The organism is Candidatus Dormiibacterota bacterium, from assembly GCA_035544955.1.
Taxonomy (GTDB): domain Bacteria; phylum Chloroflexota; class Dormibacteria; order CF-121; family CF-121; genus CF-13.
In genome coordinates, this window is the sequence record DASZZN010000034.1 from 1 (window position 1) to 20,173 (window position 20,173).

Annotated in this window: 21 protein-coding genes; 13 read left to right on the forward strand and 8 right to left on the reverse strand. The window is 65.7% G+C overall.

Annotation, left to right across the window (positions count from 1 at the left end; all coding sequences use genetic code 11):
• Positions 1-119: 119 nt before the first annotated feature.
• From VHK65_12445 to VHK65_12455, 3 genes are all read left to right on the forward strand, one after another.
• On the forward strand, positions 120-698 hold the full coding sequence (locus VHK65_12445; protein ID HVS06952.1) for a dihydrofolate reductase family protein: 579 nt from the start codon (positions 120-122) through the stop codon (positions 696-698).
• Positions 699-717: 19 nt separating this feature from the next.
• Positions 718-2,109, forward strand: a complete 1,392-nt coding sequence (locus VHK65_12450) for a glycosyltransferase family 39 protein (GenBank protein HVS06953.1) — start codon at positions 718-720, stop codon at positions 2,107-2,109.
• A gap of 177 nt (positions 2,110-2,286) precedes the next feature.
• Positions 2,287-2,466 (forward strand): Flp family type IVb pilin, encoded by a 180-nt coding sequence (locus tag VHK65_12455; protein HVS06954.1) that lies wholly within the window; start codon positions 2,287-2,289, stop codon positions 2,464-2,466.
• Positions 2,467-2,530: 64 nt separating this feature from the next.
• On the opposite strand, the gene VHK65_12460 is transcribed toward VHK65_12455, so the two are convergent.
• A complete protein-coding gene (locus tag VHK65_12460) occupies positions 2,531-4,018 on the reverse strand; it encodes an MFS transporter (protein HVS06955.1) in 1,488 nt (495 codons plus the stop codon).
• A 278-nt stretch (positions 4,019-4,296) separates the two neighbouring features.
• On the opposite strand from VHK65_12460, the gene VHK65_12465 reads away from it, so the two are divergent.
• Genes VHK65_12465 through VHK65_12480 form a run of 4 tightly spaced genes read left to right on the forward strand, consistent with a single transcriptional unit; the run spans position 4,297 to position 8,358 of the window.
• Positions 4,297-5,592 (forward strand): circularly permuted type 2 ATP-grasp protein, encoded by a 1,296-nt coding sequence (locus VHK65_12465; GenBank protein HVS06956.1) that lies wholly within the window; start codon positions 4,297-4,299, stop codon positions 5,590-5,592.
• Positions 5,577-6,470 (forward strand): transglutaminase family protein, encoded by an 894-nt coding sequence (locus tag VHK65_12470; protein HVS06957.1) that lies wholly within the window; start codon positions 5,577-5,579, stop codon positions 6,468-6,470. The genes VHK65_12465 and VHK65_12470 overlap by 16 nt, the downstream gene beginning before the upstream one ends.
• 56 nt (positions 6,471-6,526) lie before the next feature.
• A complete protein-coding gene (locus VHK65_12475) occupies positions 6,527-7,345 on the forward strand; it encodes a transglutaminase family protein (protein HVS06958.1) in 819 nt (272 codons plus the stop codon).
• Between the two features lie 2 nt (positions 7,346-7,347).
• Positions 7,348-8,358, forward strand: a complete 1,011-nt coding sequence (locus tag VHK65_12480; GenBank protein HVS06959.1) for a transglutaminase family protein — start codon at positions 7,348-7,350, stop codon at positions 8,356-8,358.
• A 16-nt stretch (positions 8,359-8,374) separates the two neighbouring features.
• On the opposite strand, the gene VHK65_12485 is transcribed toward VHK65_12480, so the two are convergent.
• Positions 8,375-9,601, reverse strand: coding sequence for a glycosyltransferase (locus VHK65_12485; GenBank protein ID HVS06960.1), 1,227 nt, complete (start codon positions 9,599-9,601; stop codon positions 8,375-8,377).
• Positions 9,602-9,704: 103 nt separating this feature from the next.
• On the opposite strand from VHK65_12485, the gene VHK65_12490 reads away from it, so the two are divergent.
• On the forward strand, positions 9,705-11,342 hold the full coding sequence (locus VHK65_12490; GenBank protein HVS06961.1) for a hypothetical protein: 1,638 nt from the start codon (positions 9,705-9,707) through the stop codon (positions 11,340-11,342).
• A 4-nt stretch (positions 11,343-11,346) separates the two neighbouring features.
• On the opposite strand, the gene VHK65_12495 is transcribed toward VHK65_12490, so the two are convergent.
• Together VHK65_12495 and VHK65_12500 are read right to left on the reverse strand one after the other, a co-directional pair.
• The gene (locus VHK65_12495) at positions 11,347-11,595 is read right to left on the reverse strand and encodes a histidine kinase dimerization/phospho-acceptor domain-containing protein (protein ID HVS06962.1); all 249 of its coding nucleotides are present in this window, start codon (positions 11,593-11,595) and stop codon (positions 11,347-11,349) included.
• A gap of 94 nt (positions 11,596-11,689) precedes the next feature.
• A complete protein-coding gene (locus VHK65_12500; protein HVS06963.1) occupies positions 11,690-12,595 on the reverse strand; it encodes an LLM class F420-dependent oxidoreductase in 906 nt (301 codons plus the stop codon).
• Positions 12,596-12,627: 32 nt separating this feature from the next.
• Here VHK65_12500 and VHK65_12505 point away from each other — a divergent pair, with 32 nt between their 5' ends.
• Positions 12,628-13,332, forward strand: coding sequence for a type 1 glutamine amidotransferase (locus tag VHK65_12505; protein HVS06964.1), 705 nt, complete (start codon positions 12,628-12,630; stop codon positions 13,330-13,332).
• Between the two features lie 3 nt (positions 13,333-13,335).
• On the opposite strand, the gene VHK65_12510 is transcribed toward VHK65_12505, so the two are convergent.
• Both VHK65_12510 and VHK65_12515 read right to left on the reverse strand, forming a co-directional pair.
• Positions 13,336-13,653, reverse strand: coding sequence for a hypothetical protein (locus VHK65_12510; GenBank protein HVS06965.1), 318 nt, complete (start codon positions 13,651-13,653; stop codon positions 13,336-13,338).
• A gap of 49 nt (positions 13,654-13,702) precedes the next feature.
• Positions 13,703-14,875 carry an amidohydrolase family protein gene (locus VHK65_12515; GenBank protein ID HVS06966.1) on the reverse strand — a complete coding sequence of 391 codons (1,173 nt, stop codon included), beginning with the start codon at positions 14,873-14,875 and terminating at the stop codon, positions 13,703-13,705.
• A 27-nt stretch (positions 14,876-14,902) separates the two neighbouring features.
• Between VHK65_12515 and VHK65_12520 the strand changes: the two genes are divergently transcribed.
• A complete protein-coding gene (locus VHK65_12520) occupies positions 14,903-15,412 on the forward strand; it encodes a methyltransferase (protein HVS06967.1) in 510 nt (169 codons plus the stop codon).
• Here VHK65_12520 and VHK65_12525 read toward each other — a convergent pair.
• Positions 15,409-16,884, reverse strand: coding sequence for an MFS transporter (locus VHK65_12525; protein ID HVS06968.1), 1,476 nt, complete (start codon positions 16,882-16,884; stop codon positions 15,409-15,411). The two genes, VHK65_12520 and VHK65_12525, sit on opposite strands and share 4 nt — an antisense overlap.
• Positions 16,885-16,968: 84 nt before the next feature.
• Here VHK65_12525 and VHK65_12530 point away from each other — a divergent pair, with 84 nt between their 5' ends.
• From VHK65_12530 to VHK65_12540, 3 genes are read left to right on the forward strand one after another with little or no spacing between them, the layout of a single operon-like run.
• Complete coding sequence (locus tag VHK65_12530) at positions 16,969-18,231, forward strand: alkaline phosphatase family protein (GenBank protein HVS06969.1); 1,263 nt, start codon at positions 16,969-16,971, stop codon at positions 18,229-18,231.
• Between the two features lie 44 nt (positions 18,232-18,275).
• Positions 18,276-19,391, forward strand: a complete 1,116-nt coding sequence (locus VHK65_12535; GenBank protein ID HVS06970.1) for a potassium channel family protein — start codon at positions 18,276-18,278, stop codon at positions 19,389-19,391.
• Positions 19,392-19,410: 19 nt separating this feature from the next.
• Entirely contained in the window at positions 19,411-19,806 is a 396-nt protein-coding gene (locus VHK65_12540) for a hypothetical protein (protein ID HVS06971.1), read from the forward strand.
• Here VHK65_12540 and VHK65_12545 read toward each other — a convergent pair.
• Positions 19,764-20,171, reverse strand: a complete 408-nt coding sequence (locus VHK65_12545) for a DUF4388 domain-containing protein (GenBank protein ID HVS06972.1) — start codon at positions 20,169-20,171, stop codon at positions 19,764-19,766. The genes VHK65_12540 and VHK65_12545 overlap by 43 nt on opposite strands.
• Positions 20,172-20,173: the final 2 nt, after the last annotated feature.

Genomic DNA, 20,173 nt, shown 5'->3' on the forward strand with positions numbered 1-20,173 from the left:
TGCCAAGCGAGCGTTTGAGACGTTCGGGGAGGGTGGGTGGGGGCTCGTGTCGATTTGGCTTCTTCTCGTTCGACGAGTCAGTAGGGTAAGCCGCAAACAGCAAGGAGAAGGAGAATCACATGGGAAGGATCGTTGTAACCGAGTTCGTCTCACTCGACGGTGTGATGGAGGATCCGGGCGGGAGCGAGCACACCAAACACGGTGGCTGGACCTTCAAGTTCGCCCGAAGCGATGAGGGCGACAGGTTCAAGATCGACGAGGTCAACAACGCCGAGGCGCAGTTGTTGGGCCGAGTGACCTATGAGGGCTTTGCTGAGGCCTGGCCGTCGAGGAGTGGCGACCCATTCTCGGCCAAATTCAACAGCATGCCCAAGTACGTCGTCTCCCAGACGCTCAAGAAGGCCGACTGGAACAACTCGACGATCCTCAGCGGCAACGTCCTGGATGAGGTCAGAAAGCTCAAGCAGCGGCTGAAGGGAGACATCCTCGTCAGCGGCAGCGCCAGGCTGGTGCAGACGCTGATCGCGAGTGATCTCGTCGACCAGCTGAACCTGATGGTTTTTCCCGTCATCCTCGGAAGCGGCAAGCGCCTCTTCGGCGATACGAAGGACATGAAGATGCTGAAGTTGGCCGAGTCGAAGACCGTTGGCGATGGCATCGCGATCCTCGTCTACAGGCGGGCCGTCGAGGCAGCGTAGGTTTTTCTAGCATTGGGGAATGGGGTGGCGGCCGCGGGCGTCGGCGGCGTGGGCGGCCGTCCTCGTTGGCATCGGATTCGTCGCGGCCGAGGCAATCCTCCTGCGTGCCTCCCTTGGCGACGACGAGGGCTCTTACTGGCAGTCGCTTCGTGCCCTCGCGCGCGGTGAGCCGCTGTTCAGCTCGGTCTTTGCCTCGCAGCCGCCCGGGTTTTACTACGCTTTTCTGCCGTTCTATCGGTTTGCGCACTCGCTGACGGGTCTGCGGGTCGGGGTCCTCCTCTTCGGACTGGTCGGATTAGCCGCGACGTATGTCGTCAGTCGGCTGCTGGCCGGTGACCTGGCTGGCCTGCTCGCCCTGGTGCTGGCGGCAACCAGCCCTGTTTACCTTCACCAGTCAGTGGTCTTGCAGGCCGATGGGCCGGCGGTTGCGCTGAGCACGGTTGCCATTGCGCTCGCTCTCGCCGCCGTCCGGGCCGATGGACGAGTGCGGGAACTGCTCGCCGCCGGTGCCGGGCTGACGCTGGCGCTGGCCGTGGGCATCAAATTGCTCGGCGCCGTCAGCCTCGTGCCGATCGCCCTGGTCCTGCTCGGCGCGACTCGCGGGCGCGGCCGGCTGGTCGCAGCGGCGATCGCTGGCGGGCTGCTCGGATCTTTCGTGATCCTGCTGCCAGCGCTGGCATCGCTGGGTGCCGCCGTCGACCAGTTGGTGTTGATGCATCTGCGTGCGGGAGCGGCGGAGAAGGGAGGCCTTGATGGCAATCTCGGATTCCTGCTAGTCCAGCGCGAACTGCCGTTAGAGGTGCTCGCCGCCCTTGGCGCCCTCGTCGCCCTGCTGCGCCGCGATCGCACGATCGTCATGCCCCTGGCGTGGGTCCTGGCTTCGGTGTTGGCCGTGCTCCTTTACCAGCCGCTGTTTCCGCATCATCTGGTGATGTTGTCGCCGGCGCTGGCGATGACGGCGGCCGTCGGCCTTGGGAATCTTGGCGAGCTGGGACGGGGCGCCCTGGTTGCGGCTGCCGCCCTGGTGCTGGTCACCGCGGCCACCGGCGCCGCAGTTGCCGTAAGCGAGGCAAGGGTGGCCCTTCGCCCGGATCTTCACGACGCTGAAATGGTGGCGGCGATCCGCGCGGCCAGCGGGCCGGGGGACTTCTGGATCAGCGACAACGCCTACGCGGTTGCGGCAGCCGACCGCGACATGCCGGGGTCGCTGGTCGACACCTCGGGCCAGCGGACTGAGGCCGTACTGCTCACGGTAGGTGACCTGGAGGCCGCCCGTGTGCGATACGACGTTCGGTGGGTGCTGGTCGACGGCCCCCGCCTCGACCGCGTGCCCGGGTTCCGCGGCTGGCTGGATGCTCACTTCCATGCCGTCGAGAGCCTGGGCGGCGGGGCGGTCGTCTACCAGCACTGAGCCCCGCCCGGGCACCTGACGTCCGATGGTGGATGGCCCTACGTAATTTCAGGTAGGAACGGCCCATCATTCACTGGTCCGTCACTTTTTCTGCGCAGACCGGGTTCACCGCCTTGACCTCCTGGGAACGACTGGATGCCACACTAAGCCCAGTCTCTTTCACAGGAGGTGACACCAATGTTTAGCACCATCTACAACAAGATCCGCAATCTGCTCAACCGTGAGGAAGGGCAGGGTATGGTCGAGTACGCCCTTATCCTCGTCTTGATCGCTGTCGTGGTCATCGTAGTTCTGATCATCCTCGGCAACCAGGTCAAGAACGTCTTCTGCAACATCTCGGGCGGTCTGGGCCAGTAGGCTCACCGCAAACGACAGAAAGGGTCCCAACGTGGGGCCCTTTCTCGTTTTACCGGAACTTTCTTTAGGCCGCGGTCTCTTCCGCGAGCCGGGCGGCGGTCTGCGGACTGCGGGTTCCGCGGAAGACGAGGACGGCCGTTACAAACCCCAGCAGCGCGATTCCCACGGCGACCAGGAATGCGGATCCGTAGCCAGCTGCTAGCGCGTGATTCAGCGCCGCATGCGTCGGAATGACGCCGGCCAGCTGATTCTTCGTCGCCGTCGCGGCAATCGTCCCGAGGAGCGCGATGCCGATGGATCCACCGATCTGCTGCCCGACGTTGAGGAGCGCCGAGGCGAGGCCAGACTCTTCCGAAGTGGTCCCTGCGACCGCCATCAGCGTGAGCGGGACGAAGATGTTGCCCATCCCGACGGCGATCAGCAGCATGGGTCCGACAAGACCGGTCAGGTAGCTCGTCTGGTCATTGATCTGCGAAAGCCAGAAGAGGCCGGTGGCGACCAGCAAGGGGCCGATCGTGATGAAGGGCCGCGGGCCGAACCGGCCGACCAGCCGAGCGACGATCTGCGCCGTGATGATGATGGCGGCGGTCAACGGGAGAAACGCCACGCCGGCGACCAGCGGGCTGAAGCCCAGGATGTTCTGCACGAACTGCGTCAGGAAGAAGAAGACGCCGAAGACGGCCACGCCGATGACGAGAGAGAGCATGTAGGCCCCATCGCGGTTGCGCTGCGCGAAAATGGTGAACGGCATCAGCGCGTGCCGGCTGCGCGACTCGATGGTCACGAACACGAGCAGGAGCAAAACCGCCAGCCCGAGCGCCATGAGCGTCACCATGTCCGTCCAGCCATAGGTGGCGGCGTGCGACAAGCCGTAAACGAGACTCACCATTCCACCCGTCACGGTCAGCGCTCCGGGCAGGTCGAGCCGGCCGGGCCGGCGGTGCGAGGAGGCCAGCACGCGCGGGGCCACGATCGCGAGCACGATGCCGATCGGCACGTTCACGAATAGGACCCATCGCCAGGAGGCAAAGTTCGTAAGCACCCCTCCGAGAAGCAGCCCGAGTGCGCCTCCGGCACCGGCAACCGCCCCATACACGCCGAGCGCCCGGTTGCGGTCCGGGCCCTCGCTAAAGGTATCGGCAATCAGCGACAGTGCCGTCGGCGCGACGATTGCCGCACCAATTCCCTGCGCCGCCCGGGCAATGATCAGCCAGGTCGCGCTGGTGGCAAAGCCACCGGCCAGCGAGCCGAGGGTGAAGACCACGATCCCGGCGGTGAACATCCGCCGCCGCCCGAAGAGGTCACCGGCCCGGCCGCCGAGGAGCAGCAAGCCCCCAAATGTGAGTGCGTAGGCGTTGATCACCCATTCCAGGCCAGTAGCGCTGAATTGCAATGCTTTCTGGATCGAAGGGAGGGCGATGTTCACGATGGTGGCGTCGAGGACGACCATCAACTGGGCCACCGCGATGACGGCGAGGGCGAGGCCGAGGTTGCGCGGCAGTGGATTGATCTTGTGATCGACGGTCGACGCGGTCGAAATCTCAGTGCTCATACAACGAGAACCGTTGCCTGCGGACGATTATTCAGATACTGACCCCCTACTTTTGGGGGACTCCGGTTCAATTCCCTCCCCCGCGGGTAGGGTGGGGGTCGTTAATCGGCATGGCTGCACAAGCTCGGCCGCGAAACTTGTGAGTTCTGCACGTTACCCCACCGCTCTCCAAGCCTCACAGTGAGGTCATGGCCCAGGTCGCTACGCGTCCACAGCCCCCACCCTACCCTCCCCCGCAAGCGGGGGAGGGAAATGGAGCGATTGGTGTCAATCCCGCTATGGCACAGGAAGCGACGCGTCTGTTCGCCGAACGGGGCGTCACCTTTGGCGTGCCCGAAGACGATGGCGGAATCTTGCATCGACCGATCCCCATCGACCCTCTCCCGCGCCGCCTCGCTGCCGCCGAATGGCACGCCCTCGAACGCGCGCTGGTGCAACGTACGCTCGCCCTCGATGCCTTTATCCAGGACGTCTACGGGCAGCAGCGCATCCTGCGGGCCGGGCGGATCCCGGCGCACCTTGTCTACGGGTCGGCGTCCTACCTGCGCGGCGCCAGCAGTCCGGCGGCGCAGCGCCCCGGACAGATTGCCGTCGCCGGCATCGACCTGGTCAAAGTCGATGGGCGCTGGCTGGTCCTCGAGGACAACGTGCGCGTGCCCTCCGGCATCAGCTATGCACTGGCCGCTCGCTGGGCGACGCGCAGGGTGCTGGGGCGGGCGATGCCGGCCTTCGGTGCCGCGCGGCTCGAGGATTACCCGCGACGACTGCGGGCGGTGCTTCGCGAGCGGGCGCCGTCGGATGGGGAGCTGGTCGTGCTCAGCCCGGGTCCACTCAACGCCGCCTATTACGAACACGAGGAGCTGGCGCGCCTGATGGAGGCTCCGCTCGTCACAGGAAAAGATCTTTTCGCCAGTCACCGCGGAGTCTGGCGGCTAAAGGGCGCGGAGCGTCATCCCGTGAGCGCCATCTACCACCGCTTCTCGCCGGATTACCTGGACCCCCTGGCGGGGTTCGGCGGGTCCGTGATTGGCGTCCCCTGCTTGATCGCTGCCTGGCGCAACGGCGAGCTAGGGCTCGCCAATGCACCGACCTGCAGCATCGCCGATGACAAGTCGCTCTTCCCCTACGTTCCCGACATGGTCCGCTACTACCTTGGCGAGCCACCGCTGCTGGAGCAGCCGTACACCCTGGATCTCACCGATCCTGCGCAGCGCCGGCACGCTCTCGCGCACTTCGAGGATTTCGTCTTCAAGCCGGTCGAGGGCAGTGGGGGGAAGGGGATCGTCTTTGGCCCGATCGCGCCGGCCGAGGAACGGGCGGCCACCGCCGCCGCCGTTGAGGCGGAGCCGGCAAGTCTGATCGCGCAACCGGCGCTCGATCTGGAGCGCCTGCCCTGCCTCATGACCGACGGCACCATCGAATGGCGTCGCTGCGACCTGCGGCCGTTCGTCTTGCTGGGATCGTCGCCCTGGGTGGTCCCGGGCGGCCTTACGCGGGTCGCGCCGACCACCGAGGCCTGGCTCGTGAATTCCTCGGCGGGTGGTGGGGTCAAAGACACGTGGGTAGCGGCCTGAACCTCTATGCCATCGCGCACTCGAGCCGCCATCGGTATCCGGCGGTGGCGCAGCGCAGCCGCAACGAGGTGCGCTTGCAGCCGCGAAAAACACGATCGCAGCGCCTGGAGCACTTTCACCTCGAGGTGAGTCCCGACGCCGAGCTGAGCTCGTCGGTCGACTACTTTGGCAACGCCGTCTGGTTGGTCTCGGTCGAGGCGCCGCATCTGGAACTCGTCATCACCGCGCACAGCGAGGTGCGCGTGCTGGCGACAGAGGAGGTTCACCTCGACCGTCCCTGGGAGCGCGAACGACTGGCCCGCGACCCGGCCCTCGAGTTTGCCCTTTCCAGTCCGCGCGTGCCGTGGTTGCCCGCGGTCGCCGAACTGGCCCGCACGCTGGAAGTGCACGCGGGCGATGGCGAGGCCCTGTACCTCGCGACTCGCCGCCTGCCCGAGCACCTCGCGTACCTGAAGGGCTCCACCAGCGTCATGACCAGCGTGGCCGACGTGCTCGAACGACGGGTCGGCGTCTGCCAGGATTTCGCCCATGTCATGCTTGCGTTATGCCGGTACCTCGGGTGGCCTGCGCGCTACGTCAGTGGCTACTGGGTCCCGGACGAGGACCTGGGGACCCTGGAGAGTCACGCTTGGGTAGAGGTGGCCACACCGGAGGGCGAGTGGGTCGGGCTGGATCCAACTTATGCGACCACCGTTCGTGATCACCATGTCTCGGCCGCTGTTGGCCGCGACTACGACGACGCGGCCCCACTGCACGGCGTCTTCGTGGCGGCCGAGCCGGGGGAAACGCCTGAGGTCGAGGTCGTGATCCGCCGGATAACGGCCCCCACCCTACCCTCCCCCGCAAGCGGTGGAGGGGAAAGTTGGGCCGAGCAGTGACGCAGCCATTGACCAGGCGCGTACGCGTTGGATGCCAAATCCGTTTCGAGGTTGCCGTGCCCACCCCGGCGGTTCTTCAGATGCAGCCTCGTGCCGACGGCCCCCACCGGGTCCTGCGCCAGGCGTGGGAAAGCGAGCCTGACGTTCCCCTCCATCACTACCGCGATCTCTATGGCAACGTCTGCTACCGCACCACTATGCCGGCGGGCTCGTTCCGGATCGGCTATGACGCCCTGGTCGAGGTGCCCGGTGGACCTGACGAGGTCGTGCCAGACGCCCCGCAGGTGCCGGTCGAGCAGCTGCCCGACGAGGTGCTGGTGTATACGCTGCCCAGCCGCTACTGCCTCTCGGACGTGCTGTCGAGCATCGCCTGGGAGCTGTTCGGATCGATCCCGCCGGGCTGGGGCCGTGTCCAGGCGATCTGTGACTGGGTCCATGATCACGTCCGTTTCCAGTTAGGGACCAGCAACCCGCTCACCACGGCACTCGACGTATACGAGCGGCGGGTGGGTGTGTGCCGCGACCTCGCGCACCTGGCCGTCACGTTCTGCCGCGCGCTGAACATCCCGGCGCGCTACGTTTTCGGCTATCTTCCTGACATCGACGTGCCGCCACCATACGCAAAGATGGACTTCGCCGCCTGGTTCGAGGCGTATGTGGACGGGCACTGGCGCACCTTCGACCCGCGCAACAACACCCCGCGCATCGGCCGCATCGTGATCGGGCGAGGACGCGACGCGCTTGACGTGGCGATGGTAACCACCTATGGTCTGGTGGACTTGAGGAAATTCGTGGTTTGGGCAGATGAGCTCCAACCCCCCAGTCAACCGTCTCGCGTTCCCGCCGCGGTGGGGGAGAGGAAAGAGGTTCCCTAGAAGTGCAGGAACGGCTGCCCCGCATCGATGCATCGATCGTGGCCCTCGATTCGTCGCAGATCAAGTCGCTCGGCCTCCTCAATCACACGGAGATCGATTGGGGTCGGGTGCAGCGCTCGGTGTACCTGATTCACCAGAACTTCCACTACGAGTACCCCGGGCCGATCGCGGACCTGAATCATCACCTCGTCGTCTTGCCGCCGAAGCGTCATGGCGACCAACGGCGGCTGCGCCACCAGCTAGACGTCTCGGTCTCTCCGATGACGGTTGCCAAGCGCCGGGATGTCTTCGGCAATGTGGTCCTCGACCTCCACGTCCCCTTCGTCGAAACCGCGATCGACTTCGAAGCTTGGATCGTGGTCGAGCGCTTCGCCCTTGGGCCACTTCGCATGCCCGGGACGGCGCTGACCGATCGCCGCTATCTCGATCCATCGCCGCTGACACAACCCGACGAGGCGCTGCGCGCGGTCGCCACCAGCCTGCGCATGGCCGGTGAGGACGCACTGCCGCTGGCGCGCCGCATCAATCGCTGGGTCTACGAGACGATGAGCTACGCGGCGGGCGTCACCTCGGTGGAGACCACGGCGGCACAGGCGCTTGCCCTGAGCCAGGGCGTCTGCCAGGATTACGCGCACATCATGCTGGCGCTCTGCCGCCTCTGCGAGCTCCCGGCGCGCTACGTGTCCGGGCATTTGCTGGGTGAAGGCGGGACGCATGCCTGGGTTGATGTGCTGGTTCCGGCGGCACCCACCCTGCCCTCCCCCGGAGGGGGAGGGAAAAATGCCCCCGAAGCGGTCGCGGTGGCCTTCGATCCGACCCACGGGCGGGAGGTCGGCCTCAGTTATGTCACGGTTGCGGTTGGGAGAGATTATCGGGACGTGGCGCCAACGTCGGGCAGCTATAAGGCGTCGCACAAGGGCCAACTCTCCAGCCAGCGGCGTGTAGGTCTCACCGCAGTGCAATACGCGCGCGAGCGGCGAAGCGTTCCGCACGCGCACGTCGAAACCGCCTGAGGCGACAACCCCGCTTTTAAGAACTCGTTTCAGAACGAGCGGCGACCAATCGCTGCGCGGCGGCCTGTGCGCCGTCGGTGCGCACGGCGCCGGCGATGAGTCGAGCACGGGCCGCCACGTCGGGCTGCAGGACGTGGCTGAGAGCCGCGGCCAGCGAGTCAGCGGTCGGTACGACGGGCGGGTGGGCGCTTCCGATTCCGAGCTGGGCGATTCGTTGTGCCCAATAGAACTGGTCGTAGTGCTGGGGGATGACGACCTGGGGTGCTCCGGCCCGCGCGGCCGCGGTCGTGGTGCCCGCGCCCCCGTGGTGCACGACGGCGGCGACCCGCTTGAAGAGCGCTTGCTGGTTGACCTCTCCGATGGACAGGCTATCGGGTTCTTTGTCCGGAAGTGCCAGGTCGGCCCACCCGCGGGACACGATCGCGCGGCGTCCGAGCGCCCGGGCCGCCCGGACCATGTTCTGGCTGAGGTCTTGCGGCGTGCGGATGCTGCCGAAGCCCAGATAGATGGGTGGTTCGCCCGCCTCGAGAAATGTCTCCAGCTCTGCCGACAGCGGACGCTGGTCCGGCAGGATCCAGGCGCCGGTCTGAATCACGTTCGGGTCCCCAGGCTCAGGCCAGGGCGCCAAGGTTGGGTCGGCGGCGATCCAGGGCGTACCGGTGAAGATGTAGTCCCGCACGTTAGCGACCGGGGGCAGGCCCGCGGATGCCCGATGCGCGTTGAGCGCCACGCCCCAGGAATCGTTCCAACGTTGTGCATCCTCAGCCCAGAGCTTGCTGTTGTCAGGCGTACCGTCCGGCGCTGAGTCTCCCCGCCATGCGGGCGGCGCGTGGTGCGACGAGGGCAAGGAGATCGGGCAATAACTCGCGTAGACGTAGGGGATTCCCCTCAGCTCGGCCGCCGAACGAAGGGCGATTTGCAATGCCCCACCTCCCACGAGGATGTCGCACCCTTCGGCGGCCGCCGGTATGACCTCGAACTGGGTGGCGACCGTAGCGTCCGCAATCTGACGCATCTGTTCGGGCGAGGGTCTGGCGCGGACAGCTGGTGGGCTGGATATCGCAAACGGTCGGACCTCGGGCCCGATGGGGACGAAGGGGATCCCGAGGGCCTCGATCCAGTCGCGGAAGTCGGGCGGCGCGCACAGGCGGACTTCCTGACCAAGCTCTCTCAGTTCCGACGCCAGTGCGACCAACGGCTGGACGTCGCCACGCGACCCGATTGTCGACAGCAGAACGCGCATCGAAACCGAATTGTGGGCCATCACCGGGGTCTTGCCGCAAGTCCCCGTCCCTGCTATATGTTGAAATGGAGGGAGATTTCCGGCTAGGCGACGTTGATCTGGCATGGGCCTCCCGGCCTACGCTCCGGAATTCCAGGCGCCTGCCGAGCGCCTTCACTACTTTCATCCGTTCCGGATTGCCGTCGCGATCCTGGTCATCTTTGGGGCATATCTCGGCCTGATCATCTGGATAGGTGGAAACGCAGCCGGGGCCCAGGCGCGGCTCGCACTTCCGGTGGCACTGCTCGTGTTAGTCGTCGGACGGACCTTTCAGCCACGCACGCTCAGCGCCGACGCCACCGAAATTCGGTGGAAGAAGATGTTCCAGCCACCACAGAGAGTGCCACGCCACGACGTCGTCGCCATCCAATACCTGACGACGGCCCGCCCTGGTGCCCCTCGCTACTACTTCGTCAACCGAGACGGAAACGCCCTCCTGTGGGTGGACCGCTTCACGCCGGCACGAATGGGGTCGTTCGCCTCTTATCTCGGGATCCCGCTACGACCGGTGAGCGCTGCTCCGTCGAAGAATGGCAGCGCCGACGCCGCGATGAAGGCGAGCGCCATCGCCGGATCTCGTCGGGCGGGGATCGTCCTCATGGCCGGCTGCGCCGTCGCCGGCCTGGCGTTCACCCTTGGCTCAGTGTTCTTGGGAATTCATGACCGGGCGGAGCTCGCCGCCTATGAGCGAGCCCCACTGTGTGAGCGGGCGTCGGCCGACCCGCTAACCTGCCGGTTCGACACGCCGGCGGTCGTGACGGGCTTTTCGGCCAGAGGGCATATCGACATCCGCCTTCCCACGGACGTACCGACGGTCAACCGTTCGCGAACCTGGATCAGGCTGGCGAATGGCGCTGCGCCGGACCGCGCGTTTGCGGTGGGAGACACGGTCCAGATCGAGGTCTTCGACGGCTACCTCATGGCCATCAACGGCGCGCACACGGACGACTTCGCCATCCTCGAGTCCAACGCGAGCTGGCTCACGGTCGCCTTGGCCGGGTTGTTCCTGCTCTTGCCGCTGATTGCGATGGTCTTGTGCTGGAAGGGGCCCGACTCCTGGTTTGTAAGCCGGGCCCCGACGGCCCCGGCGTCAAAATCGCTCCTCGACGATCCGCCGGCAGTGCCTGACCTACCGGGGCCGAAGGAGAAGGCCGGCGCGATCGAGCGGTTCGTGGTGCGCGATCCCGGCGATGGCACCGACGACGGGTGGCCAACCTTGATCGACGTGCCGGACTTCGACTATAGGCGCTACGCCGAGAGCGTCATGGCCGCCGGGATCCCCAGTGCCGGCGAGCGGCTCCTGGCTGAAGCCTCCATCCATTACGTCGGCGTTCTGGGCACCTCGTCGATTCTCCTGCTGACCGACCGCCGTCTGGTGGTGCTCGGGCGAACCCGGCTAGAGATCCCGCGGGCGCGCATTTCGCTGCTTGCGTACTGGGGGGCATTGCGCGACGCGATCGCCGTCAACTATCAGACGATGAGCGGACCGCGCGGCGTTCTTCTCAGCGGGCCGCAGAGGGTGATGGTCGGAGGACCGAAGACCGACATGCATCGACTCTTTATGACGATGCAGACCGCGTTCGCCCACCCTGATCAAATCCGCGAGCCGGTCGTGATCGTCCGGCGCAGCGGGGCATGGGGCCGCTTGATGACGAGGCGCCGCCGCCTGACCCATCAACTCTGGCTAGCCTGGGTCGGTTAAGGCCTTAGGCTGTCCTCTCGACCGCGACTGGCGTCTGCAGTCCCGACTCACTCGGCTCGAGAAGGCGTCGGATCACCGTGTTGAGTTCCTCGCACTTCTCGAGGATCAGATCGCAGGCTCGCGCGCGCTGCTCCGGCGATAAATCTTCGGATCTCAGCAACTGTGCGTAGCCGTTGATGACCGCGAGCGGTGTGCGCAGGTCATGACCCAGGCCCCTCAGCTCAGGGTTGCCAATCGCCAGGGCGTCCTCCACGGCATAAGCTTGGCCCCCCGGCGGAGATTGTCAAGGGAGCCTCGTCGACCACAAGTAGCCTTACAATCGCCCTGCCCCTAAAGCTGACAGCGTCCTAGCGCAAGCCGGCGGTGGCGGCCTCGAGGTCAGCTACGGCGGGAATCAGCTTTTCGCCAATGAGCTCGAGCCGCTTGGTCTCGTAGATCTTCGGCACATGCCCGATGACGGTCTGGATGCCCATGCCGGCCAGCCACTTCAGGCCCCCGATTACCTTGCCGAGGTTTTCGCCGTTGTCGCCCAGGTCGAACTGGAAGAGGGAGGTCTTCTCGATGTCGTCGTAGTTGCGGCCGACGGCCTTGCAGTGCTCGCGCAGGATGTCGAGCTTGCGCGGGATTTCGGGAGTCGGAAAGAGGTTGCAGGCGTCGGCGTACTGCGCCACCAGGCGCAGCGTTTTCTTTTCCCCGCCGCCGCCGATGAGGATGGGTGGGTGAGGGCGGGTGAGGGACTGGGGAGAGTTCAGTAGCCGTTCCGGCTGGTAATGCGCCCCACGGAGGGGTTTTTCGCTTCCGCGCTTGCCTTCCCACATGGCGAGGCAAATCTGGAGTGTCTCTTCGAGCCGCTCGAAGCGCTCCTTTATCGGCGGAAAGGGGATGCCGAGGCCGTTGCTCTCGGCCTCATTCCAGGCGGCGCCAATGCCCAGCCAGGCGCGTCCGCCGGAGAGGACGTCGAGCGTGGTGACGGTTTTCGCCAGGATACCGGGGTAGCGATAGATGGCGCCCGTCACCATGGTGCCGAGCTTCACGCGCGAGGTTACACCAGCCATGTAGCTGAGCGCGCTGTAGCCTTCGAGCATCTCGTGGTGTTCGGGGCCGTTCATCCGGATCTGCCAGAAGTGGTCCATCACCCAGATGGAGTCGAAGCCGGCCTGGTCCGCGGTGCGGGCAATCTGGCCGAGCGTGCTCCCGAGTTTGGCCGGTCCGACGGGCCAGGTGAAGTCAGCGATATCGAGTCCGATCTTCATAGTCGCCCTCAAGGAGAATATCAGCGAACCCGATGAAGCCGGTATTTGGAATTCGGAATGACCGCGATGACACCCTGGGGATCACGGCCGCGGTGCTCGCCGAGGCGGGCGTCCCACTCATCCGCCTTGACGCCTTCGAGGCCGAGGTCAGGTGGCCGGACCTCGAAGAAATCGGCGGCCTCATCGTGTTCGGCGGCGAGATGAATGTCGACGAGATCGACCGTCATCCCTACTTGCTCACCCAACGAGCGCTGATGCGGCGGGCGGCGGACGCCGGGTTGCCGGTGCTGGGGATCTGCCTGGGCGCGCAGATGCTGGCACGGGCGTTCGACGCACCCGTCTACCGGGCGGCGGTGCACGAACTGGGCTTCAAACCCGTGCGGGTCACTGACCTGGGACAGCGCGACGCCTTGCTGGGCGCGTTCCAGAGCGGCGATCGGGTCTTCCAGTGGCACGAAGATACGTTCGACTTGCCCGCCGGCGCCGACCTCCTGGTGGCCGGCGATGACGTGCCGATCCAGGCCTTCCGCCTGGGCGGCAACGCCTGGGGCATGCAGTTTCATTTCGAGGTCGACGCCGATGGGGTGGAGGCGTGGTTGCGGGTCGCCGAGCCTACCCTGGGCAGGGTCTGGAAGCGGACGGCGGACGAGGTGCGCGACGAGCTGCGAATCTATCTAGGCGCGCAGCAGCAACGGTCACGAGTGCTGCTGGCCGCGTTCGCTGAGCTGATCAAGTAGGCGTCAGGCCGCTTGGGCGATGGTGGCGTACAGCGTGGCACGCAGTGCGACGCGGCGGTGCACCTCGACGACGAGCGCCGCCGGTGTCATCTCCGCCGGAACCCTCAGCACCTGGGCGTTCTGCGCCGGGTAGGCAAACACCGCCAACTCGCAGAGAGCGATGACATCCGGGTCCGGCATCAGGGAGTCGAGCGCCTCGACGAAGCTAATGGCCTGCGAGACCTCGTACCCGCCGGCTGCCAGCGCATCGCGATAGGGCTCCCCACTCTCGCGATCGTCCGCGATGAGGAGGATGCGCGCCACACCGTTGAGGGGATTCATGTCATGACATGATGCGTTTCAATCCGATCCGCCGGTTAGGCCGTTTGGCCTACTGCCGGGGTCCGTTTGGCAGCGGGTAAAGGCGGCGGGCGTTGCCGGCCAATACCTGCCGGCCGGCGTCGACCGCGGCAGAGCGCGACATGACCCGCCGCTCGACGAGTTCACCGAGCGCGTCGGCGAGTGCCTCGCGATGCAGCGTCGCCGCAACGAGATAGACCTCGGGATATCGGGTCGCGTCACTGGCATAGAGCAGCTTGCTGGTGGGGCAGAGGCCGAGCGCTTCGCGCATCGCCCGCGCGCCGTCGAGGGCGGCGAAGGGGATGGTCAGCGACAGGTCCATGTACACGCCGGGGAAGACCGAGCAGAGGTAGGCGGCCTCGCGGTGATAGGGGTAGCAGTGGAGGAGAGCGATTCGCAGGCCGCGGTAACTGGGATCGATGAAGAGCGGCCGGAGACCGAGCGGCGAGGCTTCGGCCAGGTCCTCGTCCGGATCGCCGAAGCCGCAATGGACCTGCAAGGGCACGTCGAGTTCCTGACACTCCTTGGCCGCTTCGAAGACGAGCGCATGGCAGATGGCGTTGCCGGTGATGCGCAGCGGTTCGTCGCGTTCGGTGCGTGAACGCAGGCTGCTGAAGGCAACGCCGAGCGCGTCCGTATCGACCGGCTCGAGCTTGAGGCTGGCGCGGTAGGCGCAGATGGTCTTGACGCCGACGGCGCCGCGCGCGACGTCGGCTCGCAGCGCTGCGCGGATGTTCGCGAACCATTCCCGAGGTTCGCTCGCGGTTTTGACAAGATTTTCGGCGAGCGTCTCCAGGCGAATGATCTCGAGCTGTGGGATGCCGGTGGCCTGTTGCTGCTCGTCGACCGTGAAGGCATCACTGGAGGCGAAACCATGGTCGACTAGCATCACCTCGGTCGCCGTCCGGCCGAGCAACTGCCTGGCGTACCTGGCCGGGTCGGCCGCGTTGCGATGGTCCAGGATGGCGCCTTCGCTCGGATCGCAGTGAAGCTCAACCGCGATGCGATGCAGCGCGCCCTGGTAGGCCGCGGTGTAGATCACATGCTGATCGGCGATCGCCGGATCGATCGCTTCGGTAAAGGCCGAGCGTAGCTCAGGCCCGGTCAGCTGGAAGGGCCATCGTCGGAGGGGGTGACAGTGATGGTCGACGGCCTGGACGTCCTCCCACAACTCGAGCAGCGGACGGACGTCGCGTACGGCCATGGCGGTGGTACAAGTTAATCACCGGAGATGGGTAGAGCAACGGCTGCCGCCGGCAGCGCCGTGTTCTTCGTGCTGGCACCTGGAGTCGTCGCCGGCCTCGTCCCCTGGTGGCTCACCGGCTGGCGTGTCGAGGACCCATTGCCCTACTGGGCGCCACTGCGATTGGTGGGTGCGCTGCTTCTTGTCACGGGCCTCGGCGTGCTGATTCACGCATTGGTGCAATTCGTGGTGGAAGGCGTCGGCACGCCCGCGCCGGTCTCGCCAACGGAGCGGCTGGTGGTTGGGGGACTCTACCGGTTTGTGCGCAATCCGATGTACCTGGCAGTCTTCGCCACGATCGCCGGCCAGGCGCTCCTTCTGGGGCAGCTTGTGTTGCTGCTGTACGGATGTGCCGTCGCGGCGGCATTTGTGGCGTTTGCTCGTGGCTACCAGGAGCCCGCGCTGCACCGCCGGCATGGCGCGAAGTACGACAGCTACCGGCGCGCCGTGCCAGGCTGGTGGCCCCGCTACCCGAGGGGCGACGCTCGGCGCCGTTAGCGAACGCCTCGGATACGGCTGACCATCACCGTTCCGAGGATGAACCACAGCGCCGCGCTCCCGAAGATGAAGCGGAAGCCCAGGTCGTTGCCGCTCGCGACGCCCAATAGCTGGTGACCCGGCTCGTTCAAGAAGTGGAGAAACCCGGCCAGGATGGCCGGCGCGAGCACCTGCGGAAGCGTGAAGGAGACGTGCCAGAGCGCCATGTCTCGCCCCGCCGCTTCCTCGCGATTGGGAAGTACGTCACAGGCGAGCGCCCAGTCGACGGCGTAGTAGGCGCCGTAGCCGATGCCGTAGAGGATGCCGAGGACATACAGCACGGTCAGGGAGCGGACCAGGCCGAAGAGCAGGATGGAAACGACGACGGCCTGAATAGCGCTGGAGATGTAGACGAACAGCTTGCGCCGCCCGGTCCGGTCCGACAGGACGCCGCCGATCATCGAGGGGATGATCGCCCCGGCAATCACCGCCAGCAGCCAGAAGGCACTGGCGGCGCCGGCATCCTTCGCGCGCACGACGTCCCGGAAGTACAGCTCCATGAACGGAAGGATCGAGAAGATGCCCAATGTCACTAAAGCGCGAGTCGCGAACGTCCAGAAGAAGTCGTTGGAACGGAACGCCTGGAAGAATGCCATCAGCGCCGGAAGCTGTCGCGCGGCCATCACGGTGACGATGCCGGCCGCCAGGAAGACGGCGACGACCGGCCATAGGAAGGAGCCAAGCTGAAGGAGAAGGATCGCGAACAACGCGATGAGGGCGACGAGGAAGGCCCCACCGCAGACGATGGCCGCTATGGACAAATCTCCCCTGCCCTGTCGGGGGGAGGGCCGGGGTGGGGGGATGATCCGAGGCTCCTTGACCGCGATCACGGTGATCAACAGCGTGATGGCGAGGATGACGGCGACGACGCCGTAGCCGGCGAGAAGGCCGGCGCGCGTATCACCGTAGAGCTTGAAGGTGAGGCCCACCAGCCCGACGCCAACGACGGTTCCCAGCTGGTTCATGGTGCCGAGCAAGCCCGAGGCGCGGCCTCGATCCTCCGCCCGGACGACGTCCGGGATGACGCCCGTGTAGGCAGCCCCGGCCGCATTGTTGCTCAACTGCACGACGAGGTACGCGGCGATAAAGGTCAGTTGATTCGTCGAGAGCGCCAGCAAACCCAGACCGATGATGTTCAGAACAGTGCCGGCTACCATCCAGGGCCGCCGGCGTCCCCAGCGGGTCACGGTTCGGTCGCTCAGCCAGCCGACGAGGATGGGGGTGAGTAGGGCAAAGACCCCGCCCGCGGCCGTCACCCGGCCGATCAGAAGATCGGCGTTGGAGCCGGCGATGAGGGTGGCGCCGACCGGGATGAGCGAGATGTAGATCGGCTGCCAGTGGGCGCCGCCGCCGAACCAGAAGGCGTTGATCGCCGCCAGCCGGCCGAAGCTGAGTCGTGCTGTCGGCTCTCCCCGAAGCGACGTGACGGCCATTCTCTCCCCTTAACGCATCCCGGGCGCGAATCGTATCACCCCAGGGGTAGACTCTCCTGACCACTGGAGGAAGGGAGGACGCAGATGGCAAAGAACGATGCCTACACACGTCGAACATTTCTCAAGAAGTCCGCGGTAGCGGGTGCGGCAGTTCTCGGCGGAACCCTCTGGACGCCTTTGTCGGTGGCGGCGCGGGCGCAACGTCCCGACAAGAAGAAGTCACCGATCAAGCACTTGATCATCTCGTGTCAGGAGAACCGCTCCTTCGACCACTACTTCGGTTACTCCGGCCAGGTGCAGGCGAAGGGCTATGGCCCGCCGCCGGGGTACACGCAGCCGGATGCGGCGGGCGGACGACATGCCCCATTCGAGTTCACCGCGCTTTCGACCAACGATCCGCCCCACGGGTGGAATGGCGTCCACAAGCAGTACGACGGGGGCAAGATGGACGGCTTCTATACCACTGGGGGCAACGACGCGATCGGTTACTACACGCAGCGCGAGCTGCCCTTCTACTACAGCTTGTTCCGCAACTCAGCGCTCTGCGCGAACTACTTCTGCTCGCTGCTCGGTCCAACCTGGCCGAACCGTTTCTACCTCATGTCTGGAACATCGGGCGGCATCACGACGAACGGCCTCTGGGGTTATGGAATCTTCGATTCGGGCGGCTGGCCGATCATCCTCGACCTGCTCGACGAGTTCGATGTCACCTGGAAGATCTACAGCATCGGCTCGGACGACGTTCCCTCCGGCGACAGCGACAACGTTGCCGTCTTCTGGAGTCGATGGGCGCACGATCCGCGAACGACGGCGACCAAGGCCGACTACCTCGCCGACTGCGAGAATGACGAACTGCCTGACGTCTCCTGGGTGATCCCGAGCTTCTCGATGGGCTTCGACGAGCATCCGCCAGCGGATATCTCGGTCGGCATGGGGTTCCAGCAGGAGATCATCACCGCGCTACGCGAGTCGGATGCCTGGAAGCGGTCGGCGTTCTTGCTCACGTATGACGAGCACGGCGGCTTCTTCGATCATGTGGCGCCGCCACAGGTGGATGCCTACGGATTGGGCATCCGGGTGCCGTTCTGGGTCATCTCGCCATTCGCCCGGCGGGGCCCGGTGCTGTCGCGCAAGCCCGCAGAGCACGCCTCGACGCTGAAGCTGATCGAGCGGCTGCATGGACTGCCAACCCTTGCTTCGCGGAACCATCAGTTCGACGTAGCCACCCCCACGGGCGGGAACTACCAGTCGGGCGGCAAGCCAGCGCCTCCGCGCGACCGGCTCGACTCGATCAGCGATCTGCTCGACCTGTTCGATTTCGAGAACAACAATGACCAGTCGCAGTAGGTAACGAAGCTCTAGGCTCCGCCGTCAGGACTACATAATGAGCCATGCTCCTCGCCGCGCTTCACTGGGGGGAGATCGTCGTTGGGGTCGCCCTCGTCCTGATCGTCTTCTACGACCTCTTTCAGTCGGTCGTCTTGCCTCGCCCGGCGATCAACAAGCTGGCGACGGTGCGCTACCTGCTTCGCGGGGCCTGGCTCACCTGGCGATGGGTGGGCAATCGGATGTCGTCGATCCCCCGGCGCGAGCGGTGGTTGGCGACCTACGGCCCGATCGGCGTCCTCCTCTCCTTCGCCGTGTGGGGGCTGGCGCTGGTGCTCGGATACGGGTTGATCATCGATGGACTGCGCGAGCAGCTGCGCCCGACACCAGACTCGTTGGGCACGTCGCTGTACTTTTCGGCGACGACCCTCGTGCCGCTCAGCTACGGCGACATCATTCCCATCGGGGTACCGGCGCGCCTGGCGACCATCTTCGAAAGCACGACCGGCATCATCTTCGCGGCGCTCGCCATCACGCTCCTCTTTTCGCTGTATCAGGCATTTCAGCGACGCGAGGAGTTAGTCGTGACGCTCGATGCACTCGCCGGCGCGCCGCCCTCCGGCGTCCAGATTCTGGAGACAGCGGCGGCACACAATATGCGCGACGAGCTGATCAAGACCTTTGACGATTGGAAACTGTGGGCGGCGGCGGTGCTGGAGAGCCACCTGGCCTACCCCTCGTTGGTCTTCTTTCGATCGAGTCACGATAACGAGGCATGGCTCAACTCGTTTGGGGCCGTGATGGATGCCGCGGTCCTCGTCATGAGCACCGTCGATGACAAATCCGAGGGGCCGGCCAAGCTGATGTATCGCGTCGGCAACCATTTGGTCGAAGACCTCTCCTGGTACTTCCGCCGCTGGGCGGTGCCGGCCGATACGCCCGTCATCGAGCGCTTCGAATTCGACGAAGCCTGGGAGCGCCTGAAGAAGGCGGGCTATCAGTGCAATTCCCCCGAGGAGGCCTGGACCAAGTTCGCCAAGTTTCGCTCCAACTACGCCGCGCCCATCAATGGCCTGGCCCGCGCGCTGGCGATCATTCCGGCGCAATGGATCGGTGATCGTTCCTACCTTCCGCACCGCGAGCGGGAGCAGCGCCGCTTTCGGCGGCGAAAGAAGCGATAACCCGGTGGAGACCCGGCAAATGGATGATCGCGTCCTGCTCCACCAGGTCCATCCGCTAAAGCTGGCCGCTGACATCTCGGCCTCGCTCATTTCCAACACCCTGCTGTGGCGGCATCGGCCGGTCGCCGGGATCGTGACGCGCCTCGCGCTACCGATCGCCGGGTCGGCGATCGTGCTCACGGCGGCGGACGTGGAACGGCTGCGAGGGACTGCCGCCGGTCGCTACGTGCTGGCTAACATGTCGCCCGCTGCAGTTGCGGTTCGCCTCACCGGCGACGTGGTGATGGCACTGGGTTCGTGGTACCGGCGTCCGCGATGGATCGCGCTCGGGTTCCTGGTCGTGGCGGCCGGGTGGTCGGAGGGGCTGGTCCGCTACGCGGTTGGCCGCAGAAACGTCTCTTCGCTGGGGAGGTGAGCGCTCGGATCGAACGCCGACGATACTTGGCCCCAGGCAAGGGCGGCCTGTAGGGCATCCTCGCCTTTGAAACTGCCGCTCTCCGCATAAAAGAGGTGGCCGAAGAGGAAATAGAGGGAGCAGCTTCGATCGCCGGAGGTCACCTCGAGCTTGCCGGTGGCCCGCCGTGTCACCAGAGCCTCGATCGTCGCGGCAAGCGGTGCGTGCCCAGCCGACGCTTGCCCTGACGGCGCGGCCCCAACCGGAGGTGCGGGTACTGGTTGCTTCAACTCATCCTCGAGTGAGCGGGGCCGTCGAACCCCAACAACCAGCGCCACCCCCACGGCGATCACAATGACGCCGAGCACGACGAGCCAGATGGGCATCG